Source organism: Janthinobacterium sp. TB1-E2, assembly GCF_036885605.1.
Classification (GTDB): Bacteria; Pseudomonadota; Gammaproteobacteria; order Burkholderiales; family Burkholderiaceae_D; genus Janthinobacterium; species Janthinobacterium aestuarii.
Map to the genome: position 1 here is coordinate 597,087 of NZ_CP142523.1, position 17,384 is coordinate 614,470.

Annotated in this window: 17 protein-coding genes; 7 read left to right on the forward strand and 10 right to left on the reverse strand. The window is 51.7% G+C overall.

Features of this window, described 5'->3' with window-relative positions; all coding sequences use genetic code 11:
* The 3 genes from OPV09_RS02655 (at position 1) to OPV09_RS02665 (ending at position 2,467) form a co-directional block, all read left to right on the forward strand.
* The gene (locus OPV09_RS02655) at positions 1-960 is read left to right on the forward strand and encodes a hypothetical protein (protein ID WP_338680443.1); all 960 of its coding nucleotides are present in this window, start codon (positions 1-3) and stop codon (positions 958-960) included.
* Between the two features lie 87 nt (positions 961-1,047).
* Entirely contained in the window at positions 1,048-1,359 is a 312-nt protein-coding gene (locus tag OPV09_RS02660) for an ATP-binding protein (protein ID WP_338680444.1), read from the forward strand.
* 199 nt (positions 1,360-1,558) lie between these two features.
* Entirely contained in the window at positions 1,559-2,467 is a 909-nt protein-coding gene (locus OPV09_RS02665; protein WP_338680445.1) for an HNH endonuclease signature motif containing protein, read from the forward strand.
* Between the two features lie 214 nt (positions 2,468-2,681).
* Here the strand turns inward: OPV09_RS02665 and OPV09_RS02670 are convergent, their stop codons facing one another.
* The 3 genes from OPV09_RS02670 to OPV09_RS02675 all read right to left on the reverse strand — a co-directional run bounded on the left by OPV09_RS02670 (position 2,682) and on the right by OPV09_RS02675 (position 6,277).
* A complete protein-coding gene (locus OPV09_RS02670; protein ID WP_338680446.1) occupies positions 2,682-4,010 on the reverse strand; it encodes a hypothetical protein in 1,329 nt (442 codons plus the stop codon).
* Between the two features lie 327 nt (positions 4,011-4,337).
* The gene (locus tag OPV09_RS28400) at positions 4,338-4,577 is read right to left on the reverse strand and encodes a hypothetical protein (RefSeq protein ID WP_425324019.1); all 240 of its coding nucleotides are present in this window, start codon (positions 4,575-4,577) and stop codon (positions 4,338-4,340) included.
* Between the two features lie 56 nt (positions 4,578-4,633).
* Positions 4,634-6,277: a hypothetical protein gene (locus OPV09_RS02675; RefSeq protein ID WP_338680447.1), complete on the reverse strand. Its 1,644-nt coding sequence runs from the start codon at positions 6,275-6,277 to the stop codon at positions 4,634-4,636.
* 103 nt (positions 6,278-6,380) lie between these two features.
* On the opposite strand from OPV09_RS02675, the gene OPV09_RS02680 reads away from it, so the two are divergent.
* Complete coding sequence (locus OPV09_RS02680; RefSeq protein WP_338680448.1) at positions 6,381-6,707, forward strand: hypothetical protein; 327 nt, start codon at positions 6,381-6,383, stop codon at positions 6,705-6,707.
* A 184-nt stretch (positions 6,708-6,891) separates the two neighbouring features.
* Here the strand turns inward: OPV09_RS02680 and OPV09_RS02685 are convergent, their stop codons facing one another.
* Together OPV09_RS02685 and OPV09_RS02690 are read right to left on the reverse strand one after the other, a co-directional pair.
* Entirely contained in the window at positions 6,892-7,302 is a 411-nt protein-coding gene (locus OPV09_RS02685) for a hypothetical protein (protein WP_338680449.1), read from the reverse strand.
* Positions 7,303-7,316: 14 nt separating this feature from the next.
* A complete protein-coding gene (locus OPV09_RS02690; RefSeq protein WP_338680450.1) occupies positions 7,317-8,324 on the reverse strand; it encodes a ParM/StbA family protein in 1,008 nt (335 codons plus the stop codon).
* Between the two features lie 926 nt (positions 8,325-9,250).
* On the opposite strand from OPV09_RS02690, the gene OPV09_RS02695 reads away from it, so the two are divergent.
* Together OPV09_RS02695 and OPV09_RS02700 are read left to right on the forward strand one after the other, a co-directional pair.
* On the forward strand, positions 9,251-10,492 hold the full coding sequence (locus OPV09_RS02695; protein ID WP_338680451.1) for a phage integrase N-terminal domain-containing protein: 1,242 nt from the start codon (positions 9,251-9,253) through the stop codon (positions 10,490-10,492).
* Between the two features lie 13 nt (positions 10,493-10,505).
* Positions 10,506-11,186, forward strand: a complete 681-nt coding sequence (locus OPV09_RS02700; protein ID WP_338680452.1) for a hypothetical protein — start codon at positions 10,506-10,508, stop codon at positions 11,184-11,186.
* 115 nt (positions 11,187-11,301) lie between these two features.
* On the opposite strand, the gene OPV09_RS02705 is transcribed toward OPV09_RS02700, so the two are convergent.
* The 4 genes from OPV09_RS02705 to OPV09_RS02720 form a co-directional block, all read right to left on the reverse strand.
* Positions 11,302-12,648, reverse strand: coding sequence for a type II toxin-antitoxin system HipA family toxin (locus tag OPV09_RS02705; protein ID WP_338680453.1), 1,347 nt, complete (start codon positions 12,646-12,648; stop codon positions 11,302-11,304).
* A gap of 2 nt (positions 12,649-12,650) precedes the next feature.
* Entirely contained in the window at positions 12,651-12,914 is a 264-nt protein-coding gene (locus OPV09_RS02710; protein ID WP_338680454.1) for a helix-turn-helix domain-containing protein, read from the reverse strand.
* A gap of 477 nt (positions 12,915-13,391) precedes the next feature.
* Entirely contained in the window at positions 13,392-13,556 is a 165-nt protein-coding gene (locus OPV09_RS02715) for a hypothetical protein (RefSeq protein ID WP_338680455.1), read from the reverse strand.
* A gap of 59 nt (positions 13,557-13,615) precedes the next feature.
* Entirely contained in the window at positions 13,616-13,993 is a 378-nt protein-coding gene (locus tag OPV09_RS02720) for a hypothetical protein (protein ID WP_338680456.1), read from the reverse strand.
* A 400-nt stretch (positions 13,994-14,393) separates the two neighbouring features.
* Here OPV09_RS02720 and OPV09_RS02725 point away from each other — a divergent pair, with 400 nt between their 5' ends.
* Positions 14,394-15,701 (forward strand): phospholipase D family protein, encoded by a 1,308-nt coding sequence (locus OPV09_RS02725; RefSeq protein ID WP_338680457.1) that lies wholly within the window; start codon positions 14,394-14,396, stop codon positions 15,699-15,701.
* A 139-nt stretch (positions 15,702-15,840) separates the two neighbouring features.
* Here the strand turns inward: OPV09_RS02725 and OPV09_RS02730 are convergent, their stop codons facing one another.
* Complete coding sequence (locus OPV09_RS02730) at positions 15,841-17,328, reverse strand: hypothetical protein (protein ID WP_338680458.1); 1,488 nt, start codon at positions 17,326-17,328, stop codon at positions 15,841-15,843.
* Between the last annotated feature and the right edge of the window lie 56 nt (positions 17,329-17,384).

Sequence of the window (17,384 nt, forward strand, 5' to 3'; positions counted from 1 at the left end):
ATGCTGCATGAGTTCGCCGTAAGCCCCGATATCTTTTTGGCGTCTGCCTTCGACGTCAAGACCGATCTGGGCGAGTTCATTCCCGCAGAAACCCATGGACATCTCGCGCTGACGTCGCTATTGAAGGGCATCGAACGCTTTGGCGTGATCCGCAATCTTTCGGGTGGTATGTGGTGGGGTGTCTTGGATGGCCGCGAGGACGGTCTGCATCCTAGGTCACGCGAGGTGCTGAAAAAACTCAAGTCAAACGGGAGAGTCGTGCATGCGCCAGCCCGAATGGCAGGTTCGCCTGCGGCTGAGAAAGAATGGTTGGCCGAGGCGGTGGCGTCCCATGGCGCGGAGCCGAAAATTACCCAGTTTTTCGGGACAGACGAATTTTGTGCATCGTTGAATGCGGCAGATCACAAAAACTTGCCAGCTGGCATCTCAAAGATACCGTATTGCTTGCCATTCTCAGGTGGTGGTTGCTCGATAAAGGTAAAGCGGGACATTGATGCTTACATTGAGGTCTTGCGACCTCTGATCAAGTACAGCCGTTCACTGATGTTCATCGATCCTTATCTTGACCTGGCGGCACCGAACTACAAAGATTTCGTGACCCTGCTCGAAACAATTGCTGCGATCAACCCAGATGCTGAGGTTGAGTTACATCGGCAAATAAAGCCTGCGCCTCGAGAACCGATGCGGACGGCCAGCGACTGGAAGCAAAGCTTCCATCAAGTCATTGCCGCCAATGCCGCCCTGAATAAGCTGAGCATAAGCGTGTTCGTTTGGGACGAGTTCCATGATCGCTACCTCGTCTCGAACCTGATGGGAATTTCCGTGCCATACGGCTTTGACACCACAAGCAAAGATGAGGCAACGCGGTGGTCGATGCTGTCCACGCAGGATGCGAATGATGTTCGTGAGGAGTTCACTGAGGGAGATCCGCACGACAGGCGAAAGCTTCAGCGGACTTGAGCGGTTGGGTATTATTCTTCACCGGCTATCCTCTGGAAAAGTGTATCGCTACGGGTTCCGGGCAACGAGTAATTGAGGGGCAAGACTATGGCAGCAAAGACAGCACGCTTTCAAGTCGACTCAAGGTTGGTGCGCCTGCTGAGCCAGGAATATCCGTCAACGGAGAAGGCGTTCAAGGAACTCGTCGACAACGTTTGGGATGCGGACGCCGAGAACGTCCACATCTCGCTTCCAGCGCCGATGTCCGATGCGCCCATCGTCATCTCAGACGATGGGACCGGGATGACAACGGCAGAGCTTGAATCTGCACGGGACCGTCGAGACCATCGCGGCGAGAGGACGGCCAGTAAACAACGGCTGGTCAAGGGCGAAAGGGCATTTGCAAGTTTGCCGGCCTAATGGCAGCAGCCGAGATGACACTCGAAACGCCTCGCGAGGAACGCTCAGCTGGTTCCCGAGCCTGAAGCGATGTGCCTCAGTATATAGCTAGGTCTCTCTTGCACTATATTGAAATAAAATTCCCACTTCTAAACGCAGGCCAAGTGATGACTAACCAGCTCTTCATTAGCGGACGCCAGCTATCCAGCAGCGAGTGCTTATGACTCCCCTGTACGTGCAAGAACAATTGGTAGCCCCGGAACGGTTTTGGTTTGCCAATACCGATATGGGAAGTTTTTATAAGGTTCAACGTACGCCAAGCGACAACTCCGCATTCGCGCATTGGCTTATGGCTGGGAGGTTATTCGTGACACCTAAGCCAAGCATCCCTAGCCAATATAACAAGGCTTTGATAGACATGCGGCCCGGAGATCCTGTATTCGCTTACGAAGATCGTGTTGGTTTCGTTGCCATCGGTTGGGTCGGAGAACCGAAAGACCTGACCGATACCGTAGGCGGAACCCAGCTTTATCCTAATCCTACTGAACGGGTGCGCTCTGTTGCGGTGGAGTGGGATACCTCCGTTACTCGTGATTATCATGACGTGGCCAAATTAACTCGTGTTGGCGGTCATGGTTTGCAGCAATGCAATGCGGGTACACGGCTGCACACCTACGTATTAGACATGCTCAGAGAATTGCATGGCATGCACCGGGCCGATCCCGACATCAGCGAAGCGATTGCACTTTCCAGGATTCAGATTAACTCAATATATGGGCGCACGACGCGTGCTCAAATCATTAATGCACGGGTCGGACAAGGGATTTTTCGGACCTCTGTTCTAGCGCGCGAACCGGTGTGTCGCATGACTGGCATTGCCGCTCCTTCCTGTCTTGTTGCAAGCCACATTAAGCCTTGGGCGGCATGCGTGGATGGAGAGCATCTCGACAGTGCGAATGGCCTTATGCTCGCGCCGCATGTCGATCATCTTTTCGACACCGGTCGCATCAGCTTCACTGACGACGGCCAAATAATGGTTGCACCTTCGCTGGACCGCCAGATCCTACATGCGTGGCACCTCAAAATGCCAATGTCGGTCTGTTTGACACTGATCAGGCGTGCTACCTAGCTTACCATCGTCGCTACGTGTTCGGACGCTCGCGCCAGCGTAGCAGGCGTAATTTGGTTGGAGAGGTGCCCATTGAGGTCCTTGCTGTGTAAGCGTCGTCCCAGTGCCGTCTGGCAGCCGGGTTATCACCACCATTCGTGATCGAATTTTGGAACAGCATTTATCCTCAAAAATTCTGACTATGGATGTAATTGTTCACTCAAGCTACGGATATTCATTGGTTTTTAGCCCTAGATTGCACAGCACGCAGGCCATTCAATTTTTGCTCGACGTCAGCCACTGCCAAAAAATGGTCGTTCCGAGCTTTCTCAAGCTGGTCTTGACGCCATGCACGAAAGCTCGTGCTTAATAAAATGATGTCCTCTTCAAGCTTGTCTAAGAATGATGCTGTTTGTCGATAGTAAGTGGGTTTGCGTTCCAGTAGCTGAGCCTCGATAAGTGCCAACGGTGAATCTGGGCGTGATACGACAGCAGAAGTATCTGCATACTGATTTAGCACTTGATCTGGCATGTTGAGCAGCTTACATTCTAAAAAAGTACTAGCAAGGGACTGCGGATCCAGAAATTCAAATCGCGAATGTTCTCTTAATCTACAGGGCCAGTCAGTACTTTCTATGGGCCTATTGAAGCTCTCGTTGTTTTCCAAACTAAACTGCAAATTCTTTAAGCGACCTGTAGTGTAAGTGTTAGTCTTGCTATGAAAATCAAACCAATGGAAATCGAACATATGAGCGTGATCACCATGTTCAAAAGTCTGGACCGCAAGGCCAGGAAAGAATTCGAGATAGGCTAATATAGAGCCGTTTTCCCAACCTAGTACAAGTCTTACACCTTCCACTATCTGTACCGTACCACTTACCTCTTTCTCGACGTCATCAATCTTTAGACGGGCAGAAAAACTGCGTCGAACAATGATCCCGAGGTAAACAAAAGGCCAACTTGAAGTCGACTGGCCGCTGTAACTGTCTTGGTGCCAGCCACTTTTATGAACGAGATACAGATCCTCCTTGTATCTACCTCTTACTTCGTCGACTTCGCGGAAATATGTCATCAGATCATGGCGGCTAATGAGCTCCACGAGCTTGAGACGCAACAACTGCCAAACAACTTCAGCCGGCAAAAATTGCGCCTCGTCGATTTTCTCTTGCCGACCAAAAACATTGGAACCCTCGGCGAGCTTTAAGATTGCCTCATGCCTCGGCTTTCCCGTCAAAGTTGCTGCGGCCAATGCTAACTTTAAGTATTTTTTGGGGTCTGCAGACAACTTGGGTGACTCAGCGCGCTTATGTCCTATCCTGAGGCAATACCTGCTCAGCGCATTTGCGGCAGCCGCATCGGAGCCACAAGCTATGCCAGCCTTCAGAACTACCGCCCCTTTCAGTACTCCTGACGCTTTCGCCTCTTGGAGTAAACCATCGAGGTTTCGCGCCAGGATGACACGTTCCGATTTGGCTAACCTGCTTTTATTGTCCAACATCTTCTGTTCTACAGCACGTGCAGCGAGAATGCTGGAGTTTGTTGGTGGTTTGGCCTTGTCCGACATAACCTGTCCATTCAGATATTAAAAGCTGCGAAAACCCGGCTGCTGCGCCCGTGTGTAGCGGGCTCGCGTAGCGTTGGCTCGAGATACAACACCGTTTTTAGGTGTGCGTACTGTCAGCCAGATCACCCCTTTGGAGTCGATAGGGGCAATGTGAACGATAATCCACACGCAACCAAAGTCGGTTCCTTTAAGGTGTATCGACATACCAACGTACAATTTGCTCAAGGGTACCGAGATCCCGCAATCTAAGCGTCGACGTTGAAACATAAGCCCTCCTTCTTAAAATTAAAACACTATTCTGAAGAAGGAGATGGCTGCTGTCTCTATTCATTTGAGAATTATAGCTAGATTCTGTATAGATATTAAAAAGTATTTTGTATAGATTTTGGTAAGCGTAAAGCCAGCTCCGTCATGAACCCGGTGCAGGACTGCATCGGCATCGATGTCGCCCAACTGTAAGGAGGCGATTGCTCGGCCACGATAACTCGCAATGAACTTGAACAGCATCGTTAACGCGTCACGATAGGTACGGACGGTATGCATGCTGGCACGTAGCTGGTTCGGCAAATACTTAGCAGCTGAAAGCCGATATCCCCTCCCTTCCTCTTGGCCACAAATCGTCCCTACTTCGCCCAGCTATCCTGCTCGCGCAGGTCGATTCCATAAGGCGGCTCGGGCCAGTCTTCGCCACAGCCATCCTCGTACTCCATTGATGCCGTCCAAAAGCATTTAGCTTGTTCTGAAAAGGCCTCTCTCCAGCGGCTTTCGTCATCGAGGATCGCTTGCGCTTTTGCTGACAGGGGCTCGCTCTTCCTGCGTTGCTCGACGGCCGCGACTGCTGCAAGATACTCCCAGTAACGGCATTGATGGAGCGGCATGCTGATGGAATCGTCGTAGGGATGCGGCTGCCACCCGAACCAGCCGGTCAGCGCCGTAGCTCCTGCAAAAAGTGTGAGTGCCTCAGCGGCCACCTCCCCGCATAGGCCGAATTGCCGCCGCACGAATTGATGGTGAAATAGGTAGGCATATTGCTGCAGGACAGAGTGACGAAGGTGTCCGTTGCTTTGAGCTTGGGTTTCCTTTAGCCATTTCGCGTAAGACTGCACCAGAGCAGCTGGCTGACTGTGGCGGCAGTAATGCGCCTGCCATAGTTTCGCTACAGTAGGATCCCGCATCAGGTTATCGGCCTGCGAGGCAAGCGGGCTTGTCGCAACTGCGGCCTGCAGCATGGCCCAGTGCGCGTCGCAACCTTCCATGCGTAGCGCGAAGCGCAGGTGGTAAAGCTGGAAGTCAGTGGAGATTCTGCTACCCTCAATGATGTCAAAAAACTGCTGAGGCTTATCATCGTAGACAGCCAGCAGTTTAGTGATGGCTCGCGTTTCCTCTGCGGTGAATGATGAGCTTCCAGTCAATCCGCTGCTCGACGCATATGGCTGCTTTCGGTGCTCGAGTTCCCATTCTAGCTCCAGGCCGTTCAGATGCGCCCACTGCTCCCGTGAGCCTGCTCGTTGGACACTGTGCACGGCAATCGCGAACATTCTTCCGACGAATACGTTGCGAACCTGCTTCCATAAATCGCCGTATTCACGTCGCCCTGCATTTTGGGGCCAATGCAAAATGGCTTGCGGCAGTATCGCATCCAGAGACTGTTGGTGCTCCCAGGCATCGTTAGCTGACTCGTCGGCTTGTTCATTTGCCCATCGTTCATGCCCCGAGAGTGGTTCCGCAAATTCCTGCGCCTCCATCCTCTTCCGATGGAATGTTCGCATTGCCGATTGACGGCGTCGGAGCGCGATCGCAACGCGGATAAACCAGCCTCGTGCGCAAGCTGCGTCTTGCTCGATAGCTGAGCAGGCATTTCTATCCGCATTCGCCAAGTCGTCCAGCGCGAGATAAGCATCCGCCCTTGATATAAACTCAGCTGCGCTTGGCAAGCCTGTCCGCGCCTTCGCTTCACTTGCCTCCTGCACTTGCAGTGCATGCAGCGCAAAGGGAGCAATAGTCGGTATCTCAGTATTCCTGGCGGCCAACAACCTCTCATCCAGCCTGTCTACCTTTAAATTCAAATGAGGGTCAGCAAGAACGGAGCGCGCTGACGAGATACGATCCAGCCAGTAGCGGTAGATATCGAGGCGTTGCTGCATGCTTTGCTCGACATCATTCAGCCGTTCGTTCAAGATATTCGCATCTATTGCACCAGTGACGACGTCTATCACCGTGGTTGTCTCACCGCTGAAGAGCGCATCGAGGTCCAGCAGGTTACGCACGAGGTTGTCAGTATCTGGGCCACGTAGCTGTCCCAGCTTTTTACGGCGACCATGTGTATTCCCCGCAGTTGCGCCTTCAAATAGCTGTTCCTGGTACAAATACTTGTTCAGCGCACTCCGTAAATACATAGGGCAAGGCACTTTGCCTGTCAGTCGCTCGATCGTTGCCAAAACTCCGTCATTAGCCTTTTTTCTTGCCATTGCACACTCCATTTTGGAAGCGGGCCCGCAAATTGATGCTGCGCGCCCCAAGATATTGCCTTCTATTTTATTTGCGTTTCACGACTGGTTGCTGAATGGCTCTGCCTTTGTCATGCACCGGGCTTGTGGAATTTCCTTGATTCGAACGATTGTCATTCACCTGCTTGTGCGCGATGTTATTCGGGTTATGCTGGTTAGCGTTATGATCAGCTTGTTTGTGGTTCATTAAATGCTCCTTTTAACTTGGATGGAGCTTGCAGTGTAATTTTGTGACCGTAACAGAAAAGCATTTTCTCGCGTTTCTGCCTCCAGCGGTCCAAATCCGTTCGCCGATGCCTATTTCGGGGTGCCTTCAGAATTTCCTTTCTGAGCCGATTTAGCCTGCGGATTCAATCGATCATCCGATTGTCCGCCTAGGTTTGAAGCCATCTCGCAATGGGTGAGGGTGCACTTGGTGTCTCTTTCTGAGCCAGTTCCCTTAGTGCTGGCACAGGCTTTGCAGTTTCGCGAACTTGGGTTGTACTCCCAGCATCGACCAGGCCCGCCGCTTCGGAACTGCGTGCAGCAACCACCGTCGCTTCTTCCCGCCCACTTCGGGATCTCAGCCATGTCGAGATGGCATGGATCTGCTGTTCGACGTCACCTGCTGGGTGACCGATCTCGGCAATGTATCGCTCCAAGGCCAGGCGTACGAGCTTGCCTCGTTCGCGTACCGGCGTCATCGCCAGCAGCGTGTGGACGTCCGGAGCCTCCTGAAAAGTCAGGCTGATGCGAACGGTGATCTCGGTACCGATTTTCGGCGGCTTATCCATTGGTGTCGACATGGCAGATCCCAGGATCAGGACTGCAGCAGTGACAACAGGCCGAGGCGGCAGAAGCCTTCCGCGACCATCATCCGCGGTTCGTCGCTGGTGACAGCATTGGGATATCGTTGTTTGAGTCCATCAAGAAGCATTTCAGCACCTCCACCACCAATGATGATGCCGTCCAATACGGCTGCTTTTTGGCCAAATACGCGGTTGGCTTCATCCATGACGACGGCTTCGAAGCCTGCTTTCGCCTGATTGAGCAAGGGAGAGACGTCGACCCGCTGCCCGAAGTGTTTGATGCTTCCGTTGCGCACTGCCGCATCTACCACGTCCAGTGACGTTGGCAGCTTGGCCTGTGCCAGCGCGCTGGACATGCCGTCGTAGACCAAATGCATGCCTGCGCACGATATGGCCGCGTACTCCATCATGGAACCGCGATCGCACAGCGCGAAGTCGGTGGTGTAGTGGCCGATTTCGATGACGCCCCAGGCCTCGCTGTCGAGATCTCGCTGTGGGTGGAGGCAACCGTTATTCTGGATCGAGAGCCACTGCAGCGGTGCATCCGCCTGGCTCTGCACCATCACCCTGAGTGTCTGGCCGGGCAGGAGGCGTGGGGTCAGCAAAGCTACGATGCGGTCGCGCAGCGTGTCGCGCTGCGACCCGACGAACTTGGCCGGTAAGCCCATCACCAGATGCACCCTTGCCGAAGGATTGCCGAACGCCTGCATGGCCTTGCGCCATGCTCCCAGCACCAGTGCATCGTGCTGGGGACTCTCGATCCAATCCGCGTTTTGTCCTGTGTACACTTCGGAACGGCCTTGCCGCAACGCAGTATCGCCGAAGAAGTATCTGCGCCCATCCACCTCGACAGTTTCGAGCTCAGCTTTTTGTCGCGTCTGCTCGTTCGTCAGCGTGATCGCGGGGATTACGACAGTGGGAATCTGAAACGAATGACGCGCGTCTGGCGATGCCAGCGAGGCTGCGCGTATTTTGAACATTGAGTGGCCGCCATCGATTGCGATTGAGATGTTTTCCATTTAGAACTCCAAGTGTCAGTGAAAGATTTAATGTAAAGCGCAAGCCGGCGTGCGCAAGTCAGGTTTCCCTCGTGACCTGAAGATGCAACCGGAACCGGGAAGTAGTCCGTGTCGAATATCGAGGTTCGAAAATGCGCCGTTATTAGCTATCACCAGGTGCGGAAATCCAGACAAGTGGCCCAGCAAAAAAGGTGTCTTGACATGCTAGCTACGTTTGTATAAATTACGCAGCGTCGACATTCGGCATTTTTGTTCCCCGCAATTTCAAGTTGTTCTGTCCAGAGAGAGAACAGCTTTTCGCAACGCCAAGCGTTTGGCATCGCTCGCTTTCATCCGATCGCGAGCACTCATCACAATCAAAAAATCCAGTTCTTACTTGGCCAAGTCTTGTCTGCATGGCTCTACAGGCAGGTACAGAGTGATCCCCAAAACGTGTCGTCATCGGCTTTCCAGCGCAATGGCAGGGAAAACCCGATCACAGATCGTCGTTCCTGCTTGAGTGGTTAGCGCAAACGGCCACGCTACAGCCATATCTCCATCCCTTCTTCGCTCCGAAGAGCACCACCCTCCAACACTTCAACTGCAAACATCGTGATCGGGTTAGTCACCCCTCAGGCCGCATGTGCATTAGGCACGGCGCCTGAGAACGTCACGCCAGCTCTCACTGGTTTTCCCGTAACTGGAGGCGCGCACCCTCAACGCCCGGACCTGGTCCGGCAGTGCGCAGCGAGAAACTGCTCAATGTTCCGTTCTTTTCCCAGGAAGAGAAACCGAGTACCGCAAGGGCTCGGCGCATCGGTGGTTGGCAGTAAGGCCCGCTGATGCGAAACCGGTTTATTTAAGACGGGAGCCTTACCCCCGCCGCTCGACCCGCTGCGCTTCCGCGTCTGGTGATAAGAGGTATCGATGTTTTTTGTGGAGGACATATGTGGCAGCAAAAAGTGAATGACATCATGAAATTGGCAGGCACACGCCGGGTCAATGGCAAGGTGGCGTCCGAACGAACCCAGACACTGACGAAAGACGTTTTATATGCATCAATTCGGCGGCTGCATGAACTCGGCTACAAGATTCAGGATCCGAAGAATCTCGGTGAACGGCATATCGAATTGCTCGTCAAGCACTGGTGGTATTGCCAGCACAAGAAAGCCAAGACCATCCAGAACGATCTGTCCCGATTACGGGTTTTCTGCGCAATGCTCGGCAAGCCAGGCATGGTTGGCGCCGTTCAGAAATATCTGCCGGATGTAGATCCTGAATTGTTGAAAGTGCGTTCGGCCGCCCGAACCACGAAGTCCTGGTCGGGACATGGCATTGATCTGGTCGAGACGTTCCGCAAGGTTGACGAGCGCGACCCGTGCCTCGGTCTGATGTTACGTCTCGAACTGGGCTTTGGACTGCGGCGCGAAGAGGTCTTGAAATGCAATCCACACGTTCAGGATTACGGCCATTACCTGCAGGTTTTTCCGGGGATGGGTAAAGGCGGTCGTTGGCGAAATATTCCCATCGTTTCAAACGCGCAGCGCGATTTGCTCGACTACGTCAAAGCACGCGTGTCGAAAAATAAAGCGCTTGGGTGGGAGTATTCCCGGTCGGGCCAGATAGCCAGTCTGGAGCAGAACATTCGCCGCTACGAGAACTTGATGACGTCGTTCGGCTTCACCAAAGCCGATGCCGGCATAACAGGACATGGATTGCGCGCGCAATTTGCCGAGAACCATGCGTTGCTGCTCGGGATGATCCCAGCCACGATGGGTGGAGGCGTAGGGCAGCTGGATGGCGCCGATAGCGGCGTCGTGAAGGCGAAGGTGGCGCAAGTATTGGGACACAACCGGCAGTCCGTGACAAGTGCGTACATCGGTTCCTTCGACTCGTCCTCAGCACTTTTTCCTGACAGCGATCAAGGGATCGTGACGATTCAGAAAGCACTTCGGATTCTCGATGCTGTTGCACTGCCCGAAGTTCCCGCCGCGCGGTTAGAGGACTGTCGGTTTATTCAGGAAATGATGGCTCGCACTGGCCTAGTCTTGACTGCAGACCAGGCACATATGTTGTTTGCGAAGCATGCCCGGCGTCACGGGGTGGAATGGATGTCTCCAGGGCTGGAGACTCCTCTGGCGCTGCGCATCAGCGCTGAAGCGATGTTGAACGATTTTTTGTTGTGTTAATAGGAGAAGTGGAATGTATAGCAATCGAGATATTGCACTGAACGAAGTGGCCATTAACTCGTTGATCAATGCGTGCCCGGCAGAACTTGGGATGCCAGCAAAGCTCATACGGGAGCTTGTCCATGGCAAGTATTCATTTCTTACTGCTGAAGATATTTGTAGTCTATCCAAAGACGGACGGGGGCTCAGCATGCTTGACCAGTACCTGGATAAACAGGGGTATGTTTTTTCCTGGGGGACGTTGAGTGAACAGTTCGAACCGATTGACCCTGATGATGACGAGAGCATCCCAGTTTTGCGTTACGAATTCATGCCAATAGACCTGCTACTGGCGTTCCCGCAGAGCGCGCAACTGGAAGACCTGTTCATGTGGCTGTACCGCAACCATCCGTTTTATTATCCTGAGTTTGATTGTGATGAAGGAGATTTCTACTTTTCAGTAATTTCGTTTCAAAGTGAAGAGGGATGCGGAGAAGTACTGAGGTCCTGGCTGGCCAATGTGTTCCTTCCAACAATCTGGCCTGACCTTTTGGCCGAAGCAATAAGAATTGTCCAAGAAAAGGTTACGGCAGCTGTCGCACAGTCCCCGGATGGCTCGTTTCATGAACTCCTTGTCGAACACGATCGGTACCAGTTGTGCATTGATCCGGCTGAGCTGCAGTTCGAGGCGTATGCGATTTTAGAGGAGGAATAACGGAATAGCTGGCCAGAAGATGCTGCTGATTTTCCTCATGTTTAACCGAGGTTAGAATACTGGCCATTTTCGCGGTAGTGCCCGGTGCGCGGCCGTGCCGTCTGCGAGGCACTGGTCAGGCTGGCGGCATCCGTTGAAGGGCGGCTGCGGCATCAAGCAGGCCGCCCAGAATTTTGTCGGCCACCTTTTCCGAAAACCCCACAGGCAGTTCGCCGCGGACCTTGTCTACAATTGCGGGTGTGCGGGCAATGAAATCGAGCATGAGCTGTTCGGCGTCCGCGCCACAGCCGACCGCTTTTGCAGTGCTATTGAAGTGTCGCCGCTGTATGCCATGCGCAAGGTAGTGCCGGTTGCTTCCGAGTAGCGCCATCGCCATCTTGAGCTTGCGTTCGGCCCACTGGTTGGGTCCAGGGCCGATCACAGGATAGCCGGACATCACATCATAGATGGGCGTCAGCTTGAACCGGCCGGCGCCCGCCAGTAGCTGGATACTGAAGTTCTTGGCGTGGCCATCGGGTGCGCGCAGCATCCAGAACAGAAGTTGTGAGGCCATCAGCGTGTGCATGTCGGCAGCGCTCTGCTGCGATTGCTGCAGCAGCGTAAACATCTGTTTTAACCCCGGTCCACCGTCATTTTCGTATTTCAGCAGCGGTGATGTTCCCGTCGCCTGGCAAAAATCCTCCTGAACCAGCCGGAACAGCTGCTTGCCATTGGCTGACCGCACGCGGTCAAAACGCTCGACGACGAGCACCCGTTGCTCGCCGAACGTCGCAATCTCGGCATTTGCCGTGGGCAGCCCGTACTCCTTGAACAGCCGCAGGCATAGCCACTCATTATCGACCGACGTGGTGAAATCGGCTTTTTTCCCGCCTACCATCCCGATCGGAAGCTTGAAGATGTGCGTTGTGGGGGTAGCGCCACGCGGCTTCATCCATTTCCCATCCCACCACAAGAAGGCGTCTTTCTCTTGCGCGCCAGCCAGCGAAATGCGGAAATCATCGTCGGCGTCATCGGTGGCGCCGTGTCGCTCCGAGCTGACCACTTCGAGCAAGTGCCGCTCGATGTCTTCCTCGTCAAGGGCGATGCCATCGACCTGGGCCAGTCCTTCCGGTTTGCCGCCTTCGGGCAGCAGCTGCAAGGCGCCGACGCAGTCCCGGCCGATAGCCGCGAGAAGGTCGAACGGTTCGAGAGAGCCTGTCTTGAACCGGGTCGCAACGCGTTTGCGAATGATGTCACTGTCCGGCAGCAAGCCCTCAAAGTAGTTTGCAACACTGGCACCCTTGAGCGGTTCATTGCGTAGATTGAACGGCAGCGACAGCGAGATTGGGCGCCCCAACCTTGAGCTTTGCCAGGACGCATCGTACTGGAGTTCGGAGTCTCCGTTGGCCTTGACCGTCCAGCGTCCTACATAGTCGCCATTTGCCCAAAGATGGAGCGTCTGGCTGTGTGAGCGGCGGCCCATGACTACCACTCCGCCGAATTGCTTGCGGCGGACGTATCGCGCTCGCCCAACTGCAGCTCCAGCTCGAGTGCGGAGCACCAGCTGAGTAACTGCTTGACGCTGATTTCGTCAGGATGGCTCTCCAGGTAGGAGATGCGGTTCTGGCTCAAGCCGACACGCGTGCCTACAGTCGCCTGGGTGATTTTATGCCGTTTGCGGGCCGATGCGAGCAACTGGCCGAGCTGCGACGCCGTGAGAAGACGGTGGGTGGTGGGCGAGAAGGACATGTATGGTATCCGTTATTCAGATATATCGATATTATCTGAAATGCAGATAAAGTCAAGGTATCTGAATAACGGATGTATCAGAAATAGCTGAGAAACAGATAGAGCAGGGAAGAGATAACGAACAGTTGGCCGAAGATGCTGCAGATTCTCCTCGTGTTTCACCGAGGTAGGTGAGGTACCAAGGCCGAGTATCAGGTGACGGTCGGCCTTGGATGTTCAATCAGTCGTAAAAAATGTATTCAGTCTCATCCGGTTGGAGTTTCAGCAGAAGCCTGGTGTACCTTGCCTGAAGAATCGCGGCGCTGATCGATACCACAAAGAATAGTGCAGTAATCGCGAGAATGTCCGGCCAAGAGTCGTTGAAGAATATCGCGATCAGCATGAGGAACGCGAGGAAGCCGAAAACCCGACACACAATTGTGAGGAGCATTTTCACTAACGGATGGAAATAAAGTAACAAGTAGAAAGCGCTACTTCTCATTGATCACCTTCCTTCTCGTCCTTTGTTTTGGCTCGTCTGAAACGAGAAATCATGGCTGTGGCCAGGCGGCGAATCAGGCGTGTCATTATGGTGAACGGTTCGAAAAAAAGGCGCATGTCGTCGATCGCTACTTTTTTAATATGCTCAATAAGTTTGTTCATTTTTTTGTCTTCATGATGTTCAGGGTGAAACCACTATGTCCGGCCTTCGCCAACCTCGTTCATGGCATGGCATCCTTATGGCAGGAGAGCTGCGAGTACGTGGATCCTTCAGAAAAACGCGTCTTACAGGCTGAGGAAATCGCGAATCGAATTCCTGCCACAACTCCCTCGGACTGGATTGCCTTTGCCACCTCTTGGACGTCGGCTCGATATTCCAGGTTGAGCAAGGTGAGTGTTTGGTGGCGTGAGTGGAAGCAAAACATAATCTTCTCGAGTGAAGCTTTGGACCAGAAATGCTGGTGAACCCAACGATTGATGTTCCACCACAGGACCCGGCCGTCGCTTTTGCCATTGAGGTAGGCCTTCACGGATCGGCGATCTTCTTTCGCCCAGTCGGTAGTAAAAATGGTCTGGTTCGTGACTTTATCGGTACTCATCAAGTAACTCCCTTAATAAGGTTGGTTGAGCGGCATATGTGACCGCGACAAGAGTCATCGTAAGTCCCGTTCGTCCTTGTGCAAGTCGAGTTAAGTTCTGAGGAAGAGTGGCGGCTTCGACGGATTTTTGCCCCAAGTGGCTCTTTTGGATGACCCACATATCCATAGCCGGAAACTCGCGTGCAGCAACGTTTTGAGACGCTTTGAGTTGAGGTAGTAGGACAGGCAATCTAGATCAACTTGACGTGGGCCTCAACAGCATGTGCTTGTTGCAGCGGCCTTGTATCGCGAGAGTGATTGAACATCGTCAGGTTGGAACGTACATTGTTTTTTACAGCTCTCCTAAATTATAAAATTGCTGTTATTATAAAAAATAAATTTAATTATTTGACGGGGAAATATGAGGCTTATCCACGGCACAGACATCAAATCGACAATCCGCGATATCTCGCCAACCAGCATTGCTGTTGCCTACGTAGGAATAGATTGGGCATCCTATGTTTCACCTGACAGAATTAAAGAAATAATATTGTCTCCTACATTAGGGTCAAATCCATATGCAATTGTGAATATGGTTAAATATATTGGATGGGAAAACATATATTTTCTCGATAATCTGCACGCGAAAATATACCTGAGTGCATCACAGGCTGCAGTGGGAAGTTTTAATCTGACGGCCAATGGTTTGAGCGCGCAGGGATTGGAAGAGGCAGGCTTCTTTATTGAGGAAAAAGAAGAAATTGATGGGCTGCGTGTGTTAATTGAAAAATATAAGGACAAAGCCAAGTTTGCATATCCCACGACGGAATCCAAGCTCGAACGTTTAGCCGAACTACGTGCACTATGGGATCGAGCAGTTAAAACAGGTGGCATTAGAAACGATTCGACGGAAGATGAATTAAAAGATTATCAACCTGTTGCGTCAGATGAATTTTACGTATGCTGCGTGTGGGGGGAAATCGAGTATAGTGAGCAAGTAATTTTTCCCACTACGATTAAAGATTCAGTTTCATTTCTGGAGGGGGATGAAATCCAACCGGATCGTTGGATACTCTGCTGGTACGCTCGAAATGACGGATACCCTGATCATAATCGCAAGCCATATTGGCTACACGTAGATGAGGTTATATCGAATGGAGCAGTGCATGTTCAGTACACAAAAATTGCGGTTGAACGCAATGATCGTAGCCCACTATTTGCTCCTTTTGAACTTACACCAACCGTGATAAGTGCATTATGGACCGTGCTTAATTCTGATAGATTTCTAAATTTTCTCGGAAATGTGGAACCTTGGTCTATCAGTGCGACCTTACCTTTATTGCCAGTTTTTCTTCAAGCTCTAAAAGAGGAATTGGTAGCAACATCGAATAGTAGTATTATGCCTATCGAGCCGCTGAGGCAAGCTTTCAGTAATCGTATTCGAGAAGCGATGGATATTTCTTTGCGAAAAAAATATGTCACACACTCAATCGATGGAATGTTATCTAGAAAACATGCTGTTGAGGTAGCAAAGCAACTCGTTCAACCGGGTGCTGAGCTAAAAAGCGGACTAAAAAAACTCGCGAAAGCAAATGCACTTCAATTGTCTTTCGAAAGCATTATGCTAGAAAAGCAGTTTCAACCTTTGTTTTCGAAACATGATCTTGAGTACGCGAGATTTAATTTACTTGAAATTAGTCCAACCTATCTACCTCCCGAAAGAAATTGAATTCAACTTGCAAGTTGAAAAGTGTTCATGCTGAATCAAATAAATCATGGTTTTGTGCAGAATGGTGGAAAAGAGTAGCGATTATTCAGCGCTTATAGCTGCGGACTCAGTCGCCGCATTCTGAAAATTTTTCTGCTCTTTAACCTAAATTTACGTTGTTGTGTTCGCATACTGCCTTCAATAGGAAACGAAACTGTTTGTCCATTCTGGCGCCTTTCCATCCGTTTATAAACCTGCACACAATTTGGAGGTTTCCTCTTTCGTAGTGCCCGTCACTATCTATCCGGTCGAGCGAGCACAGAAAATCGCTGTTGTCATGCTCGCCGAGAAATTGAAGCGGGAGACCACTTATTGCGCACTCATCGTTCTGCAGTTCTAGAAGCTCAAAGATGTAAGTTTCGAGTTCGTATGATGAGTCGAACAGGAAGTTTTTGATTTTTCCTGTACTGATAATTTCTCTTCCATCCGAATATGTTGTCGTATGGATCGCAGTCAGGGCCATGCTCGTGACTGATTTTTGCCGAGAGTTTGCCAACGTTACATGTGCATGAGCAGCGCCTCTAGCCGTCGCTTTCCATGATGCGCTTTTATGCCATTGTTCCAAATCATCTCCGGCGATTAATGCTCGAGTATACGAGGCATTATCTGGGTTTGGCTGCTGCAAAGTCCCTTCGGTAAAAAGGAAGCGCTTTGCTTTAGCGTGGAGCTGGTTCCAGAGCAGTCGATTGCCATGCAAGTTCTTGTTTGACCACGGCATGACGTCTTTGATTAATTCGTAAAAAACCTCTCCCTCAACGGCTCCTCTGTGGTTGGCTGGGGCCTCTCTCACTCGTAGTGCTGAGGGAAGGGATACAGTCCACCACAAATAGTTACCTTCCTTGTGTATCCAGATGTCGCCATCGGTTTGTTCAAAATTTTTACCTATTGTGAACCAACGTGATGCAAGAGAACGAGGTACAGACGAACCGCTAGCCGTTTTACCTACCTTCATGATGCGCTCAATGTAACCCTCGCGATCATCTGAAGTAAAAAATTTTAGCATCTCCATTAGTTCAAATGTCGCGATGATATTGTCTGCGAGGCACTCCTGCCAAAGATAGTTTTGCGTTCCAAAATTTGCGATATATATCTTCCCTTTTTTAAGCGCACCGACTTTTGCGTGCGATAGAGGGGCATCTGGGAGCAAATGGATTATTGGCACCATTGGAGCTTCCAATTGTTGCTCTAAAGAGGAAATTTCAGATGGTGGAAGTGCGGGCGCTATTCTGCTTCCCATTGTTCGTCGAAACGCTCTCACGCGTTGAAGAAACTGGTTCAGTTCTTGCGCGTTAAACCCAATGGTTATCCAGTCGTTACCTGGCTGATGATCCACAGTCGGACGCTCGCTGTTCTTCTTCTCCGCCGTCAGCCACTGACGTACTTCTTCCACCGGACGAAGGTCTGTGAGCCTCTCAGCGCAAATGGCGATCTCAACGGTATTTGTAGGATCAACGTTCGACCAGTAAGTTGTGGCGACATGCTCTTTGTTGCGATGTAACTCAATACCATGTACCAAGGTCCGGCCATTTTTCGTACCGAAACCGATGTGGATTTCGCCCAACTGTTCTTTCTGAGACAATTTCATCATAGTTCTTTTTATGTACGATCACGACGGTTTAATAAGCTGGGGCGTTGCAGCATTTA